Source organism: Streptomyces sp. NPDC056883 (genome assembly GCF_042788835.1).
GTDB classification, from domain to species: domain Bacteria; phylum Actinomycetota; class Actinomycetes; order Streptomycetales; family Streptomycetaceae; genus Streptomyces; species Streptomyces stoeckheimensis.
In genome coordinates, this window is sequence record NZ_JBHUBS010000016.1 from 90,735 (window position 1) to 104,152 (window position 13,418).

Consider the following 13,418-nt stretch of genomic DNA (forward strand, 5'->3'; position numbering starts at 1 on the left):
TCCCTGGCCGGTGGAGGGCCCCCGCGCCCGTTGCAGGCGCGGGGAGCGGGCGGCTACAGGCGGACCGTCTGGCCCTGGTCCATGACCTGGTCGGGGTCCGCCTCGGGGTCCTCGGCGTACTCGGCGACGTGAAGAGAGAGTTCATGGCGCAGCTTGGTCGCCGCGATGCTGTCGAGAGCGACCCGGGTGGGGGCGCAGAATTCGGCTCCGTAGGCGTACTCGTCGGCCCGGAAGTATCCGAATCCGGCCCGGTCGACGGTCTCGGCGCGTCCGGCGTACAGCTCGTGGGCGAGTTCGCGGATCGTGTCGAGCTGGTCGGCGGCGGTCAGCATCACGGTGGGCATGTGCGTCTCCTCGGTTCGGTTCGTGGTGTCCGGCCCGGGGTTTGCCCTCCCCGTTCCGACAAGTACTAATCTACCTGACGTTCGCGTGGGCGTCAATTCGTCCGGCGCCTTCTTCCGGGGAGTCGAGAAAATCGGTGTGGACGAGGAAGAGGCGGGCGGCCTCCCATTCCTCGTACTCGGTTCCGTATTCTCCGTGGTTGCGAAGTTCTGCGCGGAGCCTGCGGACCTCTGCTATCAGCTTGCCATCCTCCGGGGTGAATACGGCGCCTTCGGCCTGCCTTTCCATTTCCGGATGTCCGACGGCCCGCGCGCGGATCCTGCGCCATATCCTGGCTCTCTCCTGGGCCAGTGCGAGCGGGCCTATGCCGTACACGTCTTCGTCGGCGCGCAGGATGGCGCGCAGGCTCTTCTGCTCTTCGGCCCTTTCCGTGAATGCCGCGTCGGCGAGTTTTCGCAGGTGCTCGGCATATTCGGTGTCGGGCACGTTGGCGCGGTAAAGGTGCAGGGGGTGCGGGGTTCCGTGCGTCATTTCAGTTTCCTCGTACAAGGTGGTAGGTGCCCGCTCCGGCGTAGAGGGGGATCACGCTGCCGCTGTTGATCATGTGGATGGCGAGCGACTCGGCCACGGCCTCGATGTGGTCAAGCCACAGCTGCGGCACCCCCTTGGTGCCGTGATCGGTGAGGTAGTCGAGGGCGTATTCGGCCACGGCCGATTCGGGATCGACGCTGAATTCTGTCGTCCGGATGTACTTTTCCTGACACTTTTCCGAAAGGTGTTCGACCTCGCACGTCTCGTAAATGTGCTGGACGACTGCGGACGGGAAGTTGTCCAGCGCTTCGGCGATAAGGATAAGGTCTTCAATTTCCTCCGTCTCGGCAACTTCGATTCCGCCGAACCCCTCGAAACTGTGGATCGCATATTCTTCCGCGTCTCCCTGTGGGGAGGTTTCGAGTATGCCGCTAATCTCGTCGTATACGGCCTCGGCGTCATCGCCGATGTTTATCCATTTCCCGTGGAGTCGTCCGGCGTTGTAGTCGGAGAGGGAGGCGACATAGATTGCGTTCATGGGGGTTCGTGTCCTTGCCTTTGCGTGCCGGGGCGGGGCGGGGCCGGGCGGCCCGGTGGGGCCGCCCGGGAGGGGCTATCCGATGACGCGCATTCCGATCAGGCGCGGGCTGTCGTCAGTCTCTCCGCACCAGTCGTGCGCGCAGTCGGCGCACAGGTGGGGGCAGTTGCAGGAGTCGCGGGTGAAAGTGGCGACGTGCCAGCCGTGGTCATGGGCGGCCCAGGCGCCGTCGTCGCCGTCGTCCGGGAAGTCGGACCGCGCGCCGCACCGCTCGCACTGGATGGGGTCGCAGGCCGGCTGCGGGGTGATGAGGACGGGCGGGACCTCGGTCATGACGGCGACCATGGGTGACTCCTGGGCTCGGTGGTCCGTGGTGGTCGGCCCGGGGTTTGCCCTCCCCGTTCCGACATTAACTATTCTACCTATCCGTGGCGGGGAGTCAACCTCCCCCGCCCCGGATTCGGTCAGTCCGTGGGGCGGTTCGCCTCGGCGAAGGACAGCAGCCACTGCGGCACTTCGCGCATGGGGGGCGAGAGGTGGGGGACCTCTGTGCCCGGCGCGCCGGACTTGAGTACGCGGACCCCGTGCACGTAGGCGGTGCGCAGTTCCCACGCCTCGGTGTTCATGCGGGCCCAGGAGAGGGAGGCGCCGGTGGGGCGGACGGAGTAGCGGCGCTCCGCGTTCCGGATGTCGGGGGCCCCGGCGAGGAAGTAGTTGCGGTGCACGTAGGTGAAGTGCCGTACGACGCTGCGCCCTGCGTCGTCGTAGATGCTGTTCACCTCGGTCCGGTCGGTCCGCAGGGTTCCCGTGACCGGCGCCGGGGTGGCGCTGGCTGCGGTCTCGTCCTGGTGGGCGGTCATCACGGGGGTCTCCTCGACTCGGCGTTCGTGGCGGTCGGCCCGGGGTTCGCCCTCCCTGTTCCGACATTGACTAGTCTAGTCGTCGGGGTGGGTTTTCGCAACTCCTGACGGGTTGGTTTCCGTGATGGCTCGGCCCCGTGCCGGGCTGGCGGGCGCGCAGCGTCCGCGTGTCCCTGCGCAGTGTTCGCCCCGGTCGGCCCGTCAGCCGGTGTGCGGCGGTGGCGTGGACGTGCAGGTGGCCGCAGACCTTTCTTTCTCCCGCCCCGGTAAAGGCAGTTCCAGGGCGCGGGGGTCTGGCGGTCAAGCGCGGGAAGGAGTACCGCAGGCGGTATAGCGACGTAGGAGCGGGCCGGCGAGGACACGGACTGGAGCGCTTGAGGGCCAGACCCCCGCGCCCACAATCAGAAAGCCGGGGATGGAGGAAGACCCCGGTGCCGGCCGGAGCGAAGCGCAGGTCGGTGCCGGGGTGAACAGTGCCCGGCGCAGCCGGGCTCCTTCCGGTGCGCAGCGCCGGCCCTTGTCACTGCGGAGAAGGGGTACCGCGGCGGGCCGGCCGTGATCCGGCGTGGTGCCTGGCCGGTTCGGTGCGCACTTCCGGGCTCCGCGTCGGAGGAGGCGGGGCCCGGAAAGTGCCGGGCGGGTGGTGCTCGTGCTGGTTACGCTGCGGCCGCGCGCTCTGTGCTGGCGAGGTGGGCGCGGAGGGCGTCGGCTCGTCGGGAGGTCTTGTCCCGGGCGGCCTGGGTCTTGGTGAGGGTCTGGTTCAGCTGGTGCAGGTCCTTGCTGTACCTCGCGAGCCAGTAGACGGCGGCGATCTTGCGTCCCGCGTCTTCAAGGGCCTCGCGGTCGGGGCTGGCGCGCCAGTGGGCGACGACCGCGGCGAGTACGGCCTGGGCGTGTCGGCGGGTGGCGGGCGGCAGGGGGGCCGTGTTGGGGTTCTTGTCCCGCCGGGAGGTGGGCACGGGGGAGCCGGCGTCGAGGTGCGCGAAGAACACGCGGGAGCTGCGGGCGAGTTCGATCCGGTTGACGGTGAGGGGGTCCGCGCGCCGGTGGGCGGGCGTTACGGGGGCGGTCCCGAAGAGGATGTGCAGGTCGGGTGACCAGGAGCGGTCCGGATCGGTGGGGTCGGACAGGGTGGTCCCGGGTGAGAGAACGACGCTGCCGGTGACGTGGGGTCCGCGGAGCCGGTAGGTGGTGGAGACGTCGTCGAGGTCGGTGGTGATGTCCATGCGCAGGAGTCCGTACGAGCCGAGGTGCTGCTCGGAGTGCGCGGGCGGGGAGGGCTGGGCGGTGATGGTCACGATGTCCTTCGGGTGGGGTCCAGGGGGGTGGTGGGTGCTGCTCCGGGTCCCGGGGGTCGCCGGTCCGGGGTGGCCGGCCCGAGTGGGGCGGGAGAGCCGCCCCCGACCTCTCGGAGGTCAGGAGGCGGGCGCGGTAGCGGAGTTCACGAGTCCCCAGGCGGTGAGTTGGGGTGGGCGTGCCAGGGCTCGAGATCCCAGGAGAAGTCCTGGCAGTCGACGCGGACGGTGTCCGGAACGGCGGTGGTGAGGCTCCCGCCGGGGCTGAGGGCGTAGACGAGGGTGACGCGGAGCGCGGCCCCGGTGTGGTTGTCCAGCCGGCCGCTGAGCATGGCGGCGATGTCCCGGGGCGTGGCGCGGTCGAGCGGGACGTACTGGCCGGTGATGCACTCCGTGCACGCGCAGCCGGGCGGGTCGACGGCTATCAGGGTGGGCATGACGGGTCGGGCCTTTCGCGGAGGTGGGCGGAGGCCGCCGTGCGGCGGTGGGCGGGCTGGGGCTTGGGCGCGCGCGAGCGCGGCGGCTCGATGCCGCCGTGATCGCGGTCGCCCACCGGGCCGGCTCCTCCGGGGCGGGGGAGCGCCCCGCCCCGCGCTGGCGTCAGAGCGTCTTCATGTGGCGCATGACGGCGCGGTGGGCGGGGTGGTCGGCGGGAATGAGGCAGGAGGCCTCGTACGCGCTGTAGTCGGGGCGGACTTCGTGGCGCACGCCGGGGCGCTCGGCGGGGGTGCACATCGTCCGGGCGGTGATGGAGACGAGGTAGCCGTTCTCGTAGACGTTGACGGGGGCGTAGGAGGTGGCGGGGCAGAGCGTGAGCATGTGGGTGCCGGACTGGGTGACCACGAGCCACCACGTACCGGGGCGGGCGGCGGCCGGGGTGGTGTCGGTGGGCTGGGGGCGGGTGGCGGTGGCCTGCATGGCGGTGCCCTTCGTTCGGGTCGTGGTGTGTTCGCGGCGTGCGGCGCGGTGGTTGGGGCCGACGGCGGGGACCGGGGGGTGCGCGGGCGGGGCGGCTCGATGCCGCCGCGCCTGCGGTCCGGGTACCGGGGGACCGGCCCGCCCGGGGGAGAGGTCCGGGCGGGCCGGGGTGCCGCTCCCCGGGGCCGGGGCGGTGGCCAGAGCCCCGGGGAGCGGCAGTCTGGGCTACGCGCTGGCCGCGAGGCTCATGGCGGTGAGGGCCTGGCCTTCGAGTTCGAACGCGGCGTCGGCGTCGTCCAGGGTCTGGGCGGTGGCGGTGATGGCCTGCATGAGGCCGCCTGCCGTGTTCTGCCCGCCGGTCACGAAGTGGCCCATGATCGACTCGCGAAGGGAGTCGGTGAACTTGAGCTTCTTCGAGACGACCTCGATGGTCTTGACGGGGTCGGCGAGCGGGCGGCCCGCCTCCTTCTCGATCTGGGTGAGCTTGGCCTCGACGTACTCGCGGTCAAGGAACGTGGCCACGGCGTCGCGGGCCTGAGCGGTGATCAGCTCCAGGTTCTTCGTCTCGGTGTCGCCCGACCACCGGATGACGCCTTCGTCCAGCTTGGCGCCGAGGTGGACGGCGCGCAGAGCGTCCTTCTGGATGGTCATGCCGTTCTCGCACACCTTGACGGTGATGCGGGGGGTGATGGTGAACGCTCCCGCGCCGACCTCGCTGTTGGCGATGACGAATCCGGCGGACACGATGGGCAGTTCGTCGCCGCTCTGGCCGGTGAAGGGGGAGCGGTAGCCGCGCAGGAGGGCCGGGGCCAAGACCTTGATGTGCTCGGACTCGACGCGGACGATCATGCGGCGCTCGGTGAGGTCGCATCCGGTGATCTTGACCTCGTGGCCGGACTCCTTCACCCCGCTGAGCGCGGCCATCAGCACATCGAAGTTGTCGATCCGCTTGTAGCTGTCGGACAGGAACGCCCGGAGGATGCCTTCGCCGCCCTGGTCGCCGGTGAAGCCGCGCAGGAGGAACTTGCGGGACGGGTCCTCGGCGAGCCACCCCATGACGTTCGCGTCGTACAGGTCCACCTTGTCGGCGCGCATCCGGCGCAGGTAGGCGAGCGGGATTCCGAGCTTGGCGGCAATGCCCTCGTCGGCGACGGCCGTGGGCCGGTAGGTGCCGTCGGCCATGGTGACGCCGGTGTCGGTGAGGATCGGGGGGAGGCCCTGGACGGTGAAGTTCCCGCCCTGCACGGTGAGGGCGCCAGCGGGGGCCACCATGTCGATCTTGGCGCCCTGCTGCCGCTGGAGGATCTGCGCGAGGTTGGAGAGATCGGCGTTCCGCGCGCTGGACGCGGCGTCGGTCGGGATGACGACGGCGGCGCGGCGGGTGAACTGCTCGGCGGTCTCGATAGCCATGATGCGCTCCTGTGTGAGGCTGGTTCGTGGTGTCCGTCCCGGGGTTTGCCCTCCCCGTTCCGACATTTACTATTCTACTCATGATGGGCATGGTCCGCAAGTTCGGGACGGCGGATTTCCATGATCTTTTAGCGGGGCGTGCTGCGTCCCGCAGATGGCGGCGGCCTGAGCGGTGGTCCCTCCGGTCGGTCGGCGGCGCGGTGGGTGCCGCGCCCGGGCAGGGCGGCCGGGCTCGCGCAGCGACCGCGTAGCGGCTTGGCCTGGCCGCCCTGCCCGGGGGTGGCAGGGTTCGGACGTCGATCGACCGGAGGGACCACCGCGCCCCGCACCCCCCACCACCAACCAGCCGCACCCGACGACGGCCCCCGGCCCCTCTGGGACCGTTGGCCGGGGTCCGGGGCAGCGCCCCGCTCCTTCACGCGCGGCTTCCGGACTCGGGGCCCGCCCCCGTAGGCCCGCCTGCGCGGTGGCGGTGTCGGGCAATCGGCCCCGGCGACAACGAGGTTCCCGCTACGGTGGATGTCAGTCCCCGCAGGGAGGTCACGTGCCCACAACCGTGGTCGGATTCCGTCTCGGCTGTGACGAGCGGGGCCGCCAGGTGACCGTCATCCTGACCGAGGCCGGCGTCCTGCACCGCTGCCACGGCCCGCTGGGGCTCAAGCCCACGCCCGTTAAGCCCGATGTGCCCACCTCCGTGGACCCTCACCCGGTCCCCCGGCAGGCCGCACGGCTGCGGAAGATCCACGCCGACCTCACCGGCCGGGCGTACGGCCGTGTCCTCGTCGCGCCGGCCTGCGTACGGCTGGAGACCAGCGAACACCCGCTCCACGCCAATCCGTACGGGCCCCACGCTCCCCCCGTGCACCCGGAACTACTGGAGGAGTTCGTCGGGCTCGCCCCGTCCGGACCGCGGTCGCTGGACGAGGCCCTCCACGCCTTCTACGAGGCGATCGGCGTCGCCTCGCGCTACAAGCACCCGCTCCCCGCCGGCCACCAGGCATCGCCCCTCTCGCCCCGGGCCGCCGACGCGTTGCGGGTGCTAGCCCGCGGCTCCGCCATCGGCTCGCCGGCCCGCCGCGCGGTCGGCTGGCGCGTCACCGCCCAGGAGGTACGCCTCCACGTCGGCGCACGCGGTGAGGCCCTCGGACATCGGGAGGTCACCGAACTCCAGGCCGCACTGGCGGCGTGGCTCCGTCTGAACCCGGAGCCCGGCACGCCCGCGGTGTCGGCGCCGTCTTCCGGGACGGAGTCGGGCACCCGAGTCCCGTCACCGACAAGAGCTGACCGGGAGCGCGTTGGGGGACGTCGACAAGGTGGCACATCCGGCTGACGGGAGACTGATCCCACTGCCACCATCAGGCGATGGAGTACTTCACGCTCACGTCCAAGACGACCGGGCATGACCCGGCCGATGTCGAACCTGCTCTCCGGCGGGCCTGGAATGCCTGCGCCGCGGTTCCCTGCCCGAAGTGCCACGTTGCGGCGGGCCAGTACTGCCGAAACCCGATCCGGGGCATCTGGTACGTGACCCGCTTCCACAAGCCCCGGCAGACCGCGGCGGATGTCCCGAGCGTGCTGGGGCCGGTCGGCGTCCACGGACTCAGCTGGGCCAGGGGCACCGGCGTGTTCGCGTGGGACGACCGCCTCATTCCAGAAGCACCGTGACCACCAGGTTCCAGACCCCGCCGGGCCGTCCTCCGCGAGCGTGATCCGCGGGCAACACCAGGAGCCAGACGGCGGAGAGTCCTCGATCCAGGGCCTGGTGGGTCATCCCGAAGCCGAGAGGGCGAGGTCAAGGGTCGCTTGGGTTAGGTTCACCTGTATGAACGTCACCCCCATGAACTCATTGGCACAGGTGTACGACAGGGAGTTCCGGGTGCGGGGACTGCGTGAACAGGGCTGGGGACGGGGCCTGATGGCCGTGGCCGTACTCATCTGGCTGTGGCTGGGGTACTTGCTCGTGTTCCCCTTCAGCGTCGACGGCCACCGCGGTGCTATCGAGTGCAAGTCCCGCGCCTTCCACGAGACCGGATATCTCCGCGAGTCCTACCGCGTGGACGAGGGAGACAGCTGCGACGGCGCGCGCGACTGGGGCCCGATCACCGCCGGCCTGCTGCTCTCTCTTCCCTTCGCCGTCGGAGGCGCCGGCCTGTTTGTGTCGGGTACCTCGACGGTCCGCACCGCCGCGTACGCCGCGGACATCGCCCGCCTGAACATCGAGGAGTAGCCCCCGTGGGGATGGCAGAAGTCGAGGGACCGCCCCGCCGTATGGGCCGGTGGTCTAGCGTGAGGCGTCTGTCGGCCCTCAGAGCAGAGGAGTGGAAGTGGCTGAGGTCTGGATTGGTCCGCGCAGGTACGCCACGAAGAAGGCGCGCCAGGGGGCTGTGCAGGACATCCTGGCCCGCTACGCCCACGGGCAAGTCGTCGACCAGGAGGACGACGACCTGCTGCTGCGGGACCTGCTCAACATGCACCCCGACGCAACGGAGAAAGTCGGTCCAGGGGTTGACTACTTCCGTGTCATCGCCACGCCGCGCGGCAATCACAAGGGGCCCGAGGCAGTTCTGGTGAACGGGGACAAGGTCGCCTTCTCCTACCAGAAGTGCCTGGAGGTGCCCACGCACAGGCAACGCGTCCTCGCCGCGATGCGCACGGAGATCCAGCCCCAGGTGAACAGCTACTTCGAGTCCCGCAACGAGGCCAACACCCTGGTCTCCGACGAGACCGGACAGCCCTTGGACACCAGCGACACGCACGTCTCCTACTTCCGAGGCCCTCGGTTCCACGACATCGCCGTGCAGTTCGCGGGCGAAGCCGGCGGCTGGGACGCCGTCGACCTTACTTCGGAGACCGCACGCGGCCTGGCTTTGTTCACCGATCGCAAGCTGGCGGAGCGCTGGCACGCTCACCACCGCGAGCACGCCGTGCTCGGCCTGTTGTCGTCCAAGGAGAACCTGCGTCGGCCCCAGGCGTAGGTTGCCGGACCGGGGCCAGGACCGCATCGCATCGTCCCGGCCCCGCAGCTGGCCCCAACCCCTGGTGATGGAATCAGCTCAGGGCCGGACCGAGGGTGATGGTGAGCTCGACCTGATCGTGGGCCGTCAACTGCTCGATGCCAGCGCTGGCGGCGAGTGCTTGGGCGTCGGAACGCAGGATGGTTGTGACCGTGGGAGCGTTGTGGTCGTCGAGGGCCAGCGCAAGGGGCCTGGCGGTGCCCATGGCGATCCATCCGAGGCGAAGACCTTGGTACTCGACTCGGATGGCGTTTGGGTCCGCCGGGTTGTGTAGGTCTCGTACCAGGTCGAGAAGGGTTCCCGCCGGGAGGGTAGCGAGGAGCCAGACGTTGTCGGCATGCTGGACGCCGCGCAGGGGGGTGGTGAACGTTCCCCGGCCGCTGAGGATCATCTTTTGCACGGTGCGGGGGCTGCGCCGCTCGGCACTGCGGATGAGCAGGGCCGCGACGCTCGGGGTGGTGATGGCGGTGATCTCGTCGGTGGTCAGGTCGCCAAGCCAGCCGGTGAACTCGGAGAAGGACGGCTCGGCGACGGGGCAGCGTTCGGCCAGGCGGATTGCCTCACGGCGCTCGTGGATGCCCAGGCTGGCCGCGTAGCAGGCCGGGGCGGTGTCGACGCCGTACTTGAGCATGGCCGGCAGGGCGGCGAGCGGGCCTTCGGCGGTGAGGCCGTGGCGGGTCTCCAGGATCTGCAGGATCGAAGAGACGCCCCAGGCCAGGTCCTGAACGATGACCTTGTCGATGTACGCCGAGGTGGCGGTGATGTCCTGGGCCCCGAGGACCAGCTGGTGTGCGGTGTGGATTTCCTGGAGGGGCAGTCCGGCGATCCAGTCGGCAGCGACAGCGACGACGGCCTCGATCGGCTGGCCCTTGGAGGTGGCGCTGCGGCGGACTTCCTGGATGGTGGCGGCGGCCGCCAGGATTCGGTCGAGAATGGCCGGCCACGTCGTGGAGGTGAGGAGCGCGGGGTACTCGGTGATGGTGAGCGCGAGTTCCTCGGCGGCGGTGATCGCGTCGAGGCCGCCTTGCAGGCTCAGCCCGGTACGCAGGATCGCCGCGCGGGCGGCCGGCTCGGGGAGTTGACGGGCCAGCGCGGAGACGCGGCGGGCGGTGAAGCGGACGAGCGGCTTGAGGGACCAGCCCTGCGCACCGATCTGGTGGCCGCCCAGGGTGTGCGAGAGCAGGTCGTGAGCGGCGTCCTCCAGCAGCTGCTGGTCGGGGGTGTCGACGACCTCCTCGGCGAGCATCGTCAGGAGCTGGAGGTCCAGGCCCTGCGCCCAGTCGGTCAGCAGGTCCTGCTCCGGGTCGAGGAGCTCAAGATCCGTCAGGTCCTGGTCTCGTTCGGGGCGGGTGCCCAGCCTCGCGATGGCGAGGCGGTGAAAGAGCGCACCGATGGTGGAGAGAACCGGTTCGATGTTGCCCTTGTCGAGGTAGCGGCTCCGAAGCTTGCTGGCCTCCTGGGCGTCCTTGGCGATGAGGACGACGTGGCCCTCGGTCTCCTGGAAGGCGCGGCCCGCGCGGCCCGCGGCGTTCCAGAACTCGCGGACGGGGATCTGCTCCTTATTGCGCCAGGTGCTGTGCACCAGGACGGTTTTGACCGGCAGGTTCATGCCCTGGGAGAGGGTGCTGGTGGCGCACAGGACCCGTAGCGTGCCGTCGCGGTAGCCGCGCTCCAGCAGGTGCCGGACGGCCTGCGGGACCGTGCCGTGGTGGTAGGCGAAGCCCTGCAGCACCATCGTGGTGAGCTCGTGCTCGTCGCCGAGGTGCTCGGCGATCTTCTCTGAGAGCGTCCGGCGCTGGTCACCCGGTGTCTGCCCGTGCCAGTCCGCAGGGCGCTCGGGGGTGCCGGCCTTCTTCAACGCCGTCTGCAGGGCGCGCGCGGCGGCCTGCGCATAGGCCGGCTGCGTAGTGGAGATCAGCACCGGGCCGAGGCGTTCGAAGTGCAGGGCCAGCGCGGCCGCGACGTCCTTGGTGTCGCGCGGGTGCAACCGGGTGCGGGCGCGATGGCGGGTGATCACCTTGGGCACGAAGAAGTGGCCGTCCTTCGCGGTGCCGTACCGGATGCCGCCGCTCTGCCCGTCCTGCTCCTGGCCCCACCAGGCGAATACCCCGGTGCGCAGCTGGGACGGCGACCAGTCGACCGCCGCGTGGTTGGTGCCTTCAGCGGTGGGCTCCAGCCAGCGGGCGATGTCCTCGCCGTTGGGCAGGACCGCGGACAGCAGGACGATCCTCGCCAGCGGGGTGGTCCGGCGGATCCGGGTGAGGACCATCTCCAGACGCAGCCCGCGCTCGGACCGGTCCAGGGTGTGTCCTTCGTCGACGAGGACCAGCCGCAGCCGGCTCGCGAGTTCGGGAGCGTTGCGCAGCAGCAGGTCGAGCTTCTCGGTGGTCACGACCAGGACGTCGGTGAAGTCCAGGAGGTGGTTCTCGTAGCGGACGTACTCGGAGCCGCCGAAGAGGGAGGAGACGCGCAGGCCGACGAGTTCGAGGCTTGCGGCGAGGTGCCGCTCGACCTGGGCGGCCAGTGCGCGGGTGGGCACCACGTACACGGCCAGCGGTGGGTCCATGAACCGCAGGAACGTCCCGAAGGGGCTGTCGTCGGCCTCGCCAGTGTCGGCGAGGGCGTGGAGGATGGCCCATTCGGCGATGTGGGTCTTGCCCGCGGAGGTGGGCATGGTGACCGCGAGGTTGTGGGCCCGGGCGTCCAGGAGTCCGGCATCCAGGGCGGTGCGCTGGGAGGGCCACACCTGGGTCAGCGGGCGGTCGGTGACGATCAGGGCCTTGAGGTAGCGCTCCCAGGTCCTCGACCAGCTGGAGGCGCGGCGCAGCAGGAGCCACGGGGAGGTCGCGACGATGTCCTCGACGGCGTGGGCGAGGGAGTCGACGAGGGTCCAGGTGTCCACGATGGAGGCCTGGAGCAGGATGGCCGCGGCTTGCTCCAGGTCGTTGACCGCGGTGCGGCCGGCCGTACGGTCGCCGTTCCGCCACAGCGCGGCAAGCGAGCGCGCCGCGCGGCCGACCAGGCCGTAGGCGGCGAGCACGGCGAGGTCCGCCTGCTCGGCCCGGCCCGCGGCGAGCGCGGTGGTGAGTTCGCGGCCGAGGCGCGGCAGTTCGCTCACCGCGGCGGCGCCGAGCTGGGCGACGGCGTCGATGTCGCGCTGCAGGAACGCGCCGGCGGCCGCGGCGATCCGGTACGGGGCGGCCGCGGTCAGCCCGTCGGGACCGGGGATGTCCCCGTAGGTGAACAGTTCCCCGACCTCCTGCTGGAAGTCGCGGGCGATGGCGGTGGCGTTGGCCTGGTAGCCGGCCAGACCCCACATCGTCGCCGAGATCGCCAGCAGCTCGATCCGGGCCTCCGGCTCGCCCGCCCGCGCGGCCAGATCGGCGTACGCCTGGGCGATGTCCGGCAGCGGCCCTGGATCTGCGCGGCGCTCGCGCGGGGTGCGGGCCAGCTGCCCGAGCCGGGCGAGGGAGAGGCCGCGCCGCAGAGCGTCGGGGTCGTAGGTGTACGCGGCGCTCCCCTCGGTGCTGATCTGCTCGGCCAGGACGTGGGAGCGCAGTTGGCCGCGCAGGGATGCGGACGCCTCTCCCATGGCCAGTGCCTCGTCGCCGAGACGCCGCATGGTCCCGTCGTCGTCCCTCACGCTGTGCCCGCCGTTCCGTTATCCGTGCCGCTGCTGGTGGTGCTGCCGGGGGCGGTCTCGGCCGCGTCGTAGACCCGGCCGACGAAGTCCTTGAGGTCGTCGATCTTCACGACGGTCAGCTCGGTGCGCTGGGTCACCTTCGCGCCGAGTCCGGTCACGATGTCCTCTTTCCACGACTTGGCGTCGTGGACGAAGAGCATGTGCCGCTCCACCTGGCGGTGCCCCGGATCGCGCAGCAGAGCTCCGAGCCGGCGTGCGAGGAATACCTGCCCGCGTTCGCTGCAGCGCGCCATGAGGAAGTGGATGCTCTCGTCGAGCCTGTCGAAGACCTTCTCCAGGCTGTCGTACGCCTCGTTGCCCACCCTGTTGTCCCGGGAGGCGCGGGTCTTGACCTCCGGTACGGCGATCGCCGGCGGGTCCTGCCGGAAGCGGAACGCCAGCACGTCCGTGCCCTGCACGGCCTGCGCCGGGGTCTGCTTGTAGCGCAGCTTCAAGACCGGGACGCACCACCGGCGCACCTTGCGGTAGAGAGCGCCGGTGACGATCTCCCCGAAGTCCCCGTGCCGGATCTTTCGGTCCACGGGGAACTTGTTCACCCGCAGGTAGCCCGCGACCTCCGGCGCGCCCAGGTCGTCGAAGACGTTGGCGAGCTCGCCGGGGGCCAGGTAGTTGCGCATCACCTCGTGGCCCAGCTGGGCGACCAGCTCCTCGTCCTCGATCAGCCCGCCGTCAGCGAGGAGCTGGTACTCCAGCAAGCCGTCTGGCTGCTGAACGTCCTGGGGCCTGAGCCACTTGTCGAACACGCGCGCCTCTCCTCCCCCTGGGCGCGCACCCGGTCGGCGAACGCGTCTCGGACCAAGGCTAGGT

At 70.5% G+C, this 13,418-nt stretch carries 15 protein-coding genes; 4 read left to right on the forward strand and 11 right to left on the reverse strand.

What is annotated here, in order from left to right; genetic code table 11:
* Window positions 1-53: 53 nt before the first annotated feature.
* From ACFRU2_RS31505 to ACFRU2_RS31545, 9 genes are all read right to left on the reverse strand, one after another.
* A complete protein-coding gene (locus ACFRU2_RS31505; protein WP_382978568.1) occupies window positions 54-344 on the reverse strand; it encodes a hypothetical protein in 291 nt (96 codons plus the stop codon).
* Window positions 345-414: 70 nt separating this feature from the next.
* Window positions 415-873 (reverse strand): hypothetical protein, encoded by a 459-nt coding sequence (locus ACFRU2_RS31510; protein ID WP_382978570.1) that lies wholly within the window; start codon window positions 871-873, stop codon window positions 415-417.
* A gap of 1 nt (window position 874) precedes the next feature.
* On the reverse strand, window positions 875-1,411 hold the full coding sequence (locus tag ACFRU2_RS31515; protein ID WP_382978572.1) for an antirestriction protein ArdA: 537 nt from the start codon (window positions 1,409-1,411) through the stop codon (window positions 875-877).
* A gap of 75 nt (window positions 1,412-1,486) precedes the next feature.
* Window positions 1,487-1,756 (reverse strand): hypothetical protein, encoded by a 270-nt coding sequence (locus tag ACFRU2_RS31520; RefSeq protein WP_382978573.1) that lies wholly within the window; start codon window positions 1,754-1,756, stop codon window positions 1,487-1,489.
* 119 nt (window positions 1,757-1,875) lie between these two features.
* A complete protein-coding gene (locus ACFRU2_RS31525; RefSeq protein WP_382978575.1) occupies window positions 1,876-2,271 on the reverse strand; it encodes a hypothetical protein in 396 nt (131 codons plus the stop codon).
* Window positions 2,272-2,927: 656 nt separating this feature from the next.
* Entirely contained in the window at window positions 2,928-3,569 is a 642-nt protein-coding gene (locus tag ACFRU2_RS31530; protein ID WP_382978576.1) for a hypothetical protein, read from the reverse strand.
* 143 nt (window positions 3,570-3,712) lie between these two features.
* Window positions 3,713-4,003, reverse strand: a complete 291-nt coding sequence (locus tag ACFRU2_RS31535) for a hypothetical protein (protein ID WP_382978578.1) — start codon at window positions 4,001-4,003, stop codon at window positions 3,713-3,715.
* A gap of 163 nt (window positions 4,004-4,166) precedes the next feature.
* On the reverse strand, window positions 4,167-4,484 hold the full coding sequence (locus ACFRU2_RS31540; protein WP_382978580.1) for a hypothetical protein: 318 nt from the start codon (window positions 4,482-4,484) through the stop codon (window positions 4,167-4,169).
* A 225-nt stretch (window positions 4,485-4,709) separates the two neighbouring features.
* The gene (locus ACFRU2_RS31545) at window positions 4,710-5,894 is read right to left on the reverse strand and encodes a DUF932 domain-containing protein (protein WP_382978582.1); all 1,185 of its coding nucleotides are present in this window, start codon (window positions 5,892-5,894) and stop codon (window positions 4,710-4,712) included.
* A 544-nt stretch (window positions 5,895-6,438) separates the two neighbouring features.
* On the opposite strand from ACFRU2_RS31545, the gene ACFRU2_RS31550 reads away from it, so the two are divergent.
* From ACFRU2_RS31550 to ACFRU2_RS31565, 4 genes are all read left to right on the forward strand, one after another.
* A complete protein-coding gene (locus tag ACFRU2_RS31550; protein ID WP_382978584.1) occupies window positions 6,439-7,224 on the forward strand; it encodes a hypothetical protein in 786 nt (261 codons plus the stop codon).
* A gap of 32 nt (window positions 7,225-7,256) precedes the next feature.
* Window positions 7,257-7,559, forward strand: coding sequence for a hypothetical protein (locus ACFRU2_RS31555; protein ID WP_382978587.1), 303 nt, complete (start codon window positions 7,257-7,259; stop codon window positions 7,557-7,559).
* Between the two features lie 172 nt (window positions 7,560-7,731).
* Window positions 7,732-8,121: a hypothetical protein gene (locus ACFRU2_RS31560; RefSeq protein ID WP_382978589.1), complete on the forward strand. Its 390-nt coding sequence runs from the start codon at window positions 7,732-7,734 to the stop codon at window positions 8,119-8,121.
* A 97-nt stretch (window positions 8,122-8,218) separates the two neighbouring features.
* A complete protein-coding gene (locus tag ACFRU2_RS31565) occupies window positions 8,219-8,869 on the forward strand; it encodes a DUF3223 domain-containing protein (RefSeq protein WP_382978591.1) in 651 nt (216 codons plus the stop codon).
* Between the two features lie 73 nt (window positions 8,870-8,942).
* On the opposite strand, the gene ACFRU2_RS31570 is transcribed toward ACFRU2_RS31565, so the two are convergent.
* Both ACFRU2_RS31570 and ACFRU2_RS31575 read right to left on the reverse strand, forming a co-directional pair.
* Window positions 8,943-12,551 carry a DEAD/DEAH box helicase gene (locus ACFRU2_RS31570; RefSeq protein ID WP_382978593.1) on the reverse strand — a complete coding sequence of 1,203 codons (3,609 nt, stop codon included), beginning with the start codon at window positions 12,549-12,551 and terminating at the stop codon, window positions 8,943-8,945.
* Entirely contained in the window at window positions 12,548-13,354 is an 807-nt protein-coding gene (locus tag ACFRU2_RS31575; protein WP_382978594.1) for a Hachiman antiphage defense system protein HamA, read from the reverse strand. The genes ACFRU2_RS31570 and ACFRU2_RS31575 overlap by 4 nt, the downstream gene beginning before the upstream one ends.
* Window positions 13,355-13,418 lie beyond the last annotated feature (64 nt).

Coding starts and splice junctions, on each gene's coding strand:
- ACFRU2_RS31505 (WP_382978568.1), bottom strand. CDS start 344: ATGCCCACCGTGATGCTGACCGCCGCCGACCAGCTCGACACGATCCGC.
- ACFRU2_RS31510 (WP_382978570.1), bottom strand. CDS start 873: ATGACGCACGGAACCCCGCACCCCCTGCACCTTTACCGCGCCAACGTG.
- ACFRU2_RS31515 (WP_382978572.1), bottom strand. CDS start 1,411: ATGAACGCAATCTATGTCGCCTCCCTCTCCGACTACAACGCCGGACGA.
- ACFRU2_RS31520 (WP_382978573.1), bottom strand. CDS start 1,756: ATGGTCGCCGTCATGACCGAGGTCCCGCCCGTCCTCATCACCCCGCAG.
- ACFRU2_RS31525 (WP_382978575.1), bottom strand. CDS start 2,271: ATGACCGCCCACCAGGACGAGACCGCAGCCAGCGCCACCCCGGCGCCG.
- ACFRU2_RS31535 (WP_382978578.1), bottom strand. CDS start 4,003: ATGCCCACCCTGATAGCCGTCGACCCGCCCGGCTGCGCGTGCACGGAG.
- ACFRU2_RS31540 (WP_382978580.1), bottom strand. CDS start 4,484: ATGCAGGCCACCGCCACCCGCCCCCAGCCCACCGACACCACCCCGGCC.
- ACFRU2_RS31545 (WP_382978582.1), bottom strand. CDS start 5,894: ATGGCTATCGAGACCGCCGAGCAGTTCACCCGCCGCGCCGCCGTCGTC.
- ACFRU2_RS31555 (WP_382978587.1), top strand. CDS start 7,257: ATGGAGTACTTCACGCTCACGTCCAAGACGACCGGGCATGACCCGGCC.
- ACFRU2_RS31560 (WP_382978589.1), top strand. CDS start 7,732: ATGAACTCATTGGCACAGGTGTACGACAGGGAGTTCCGGGTGCGGGGA.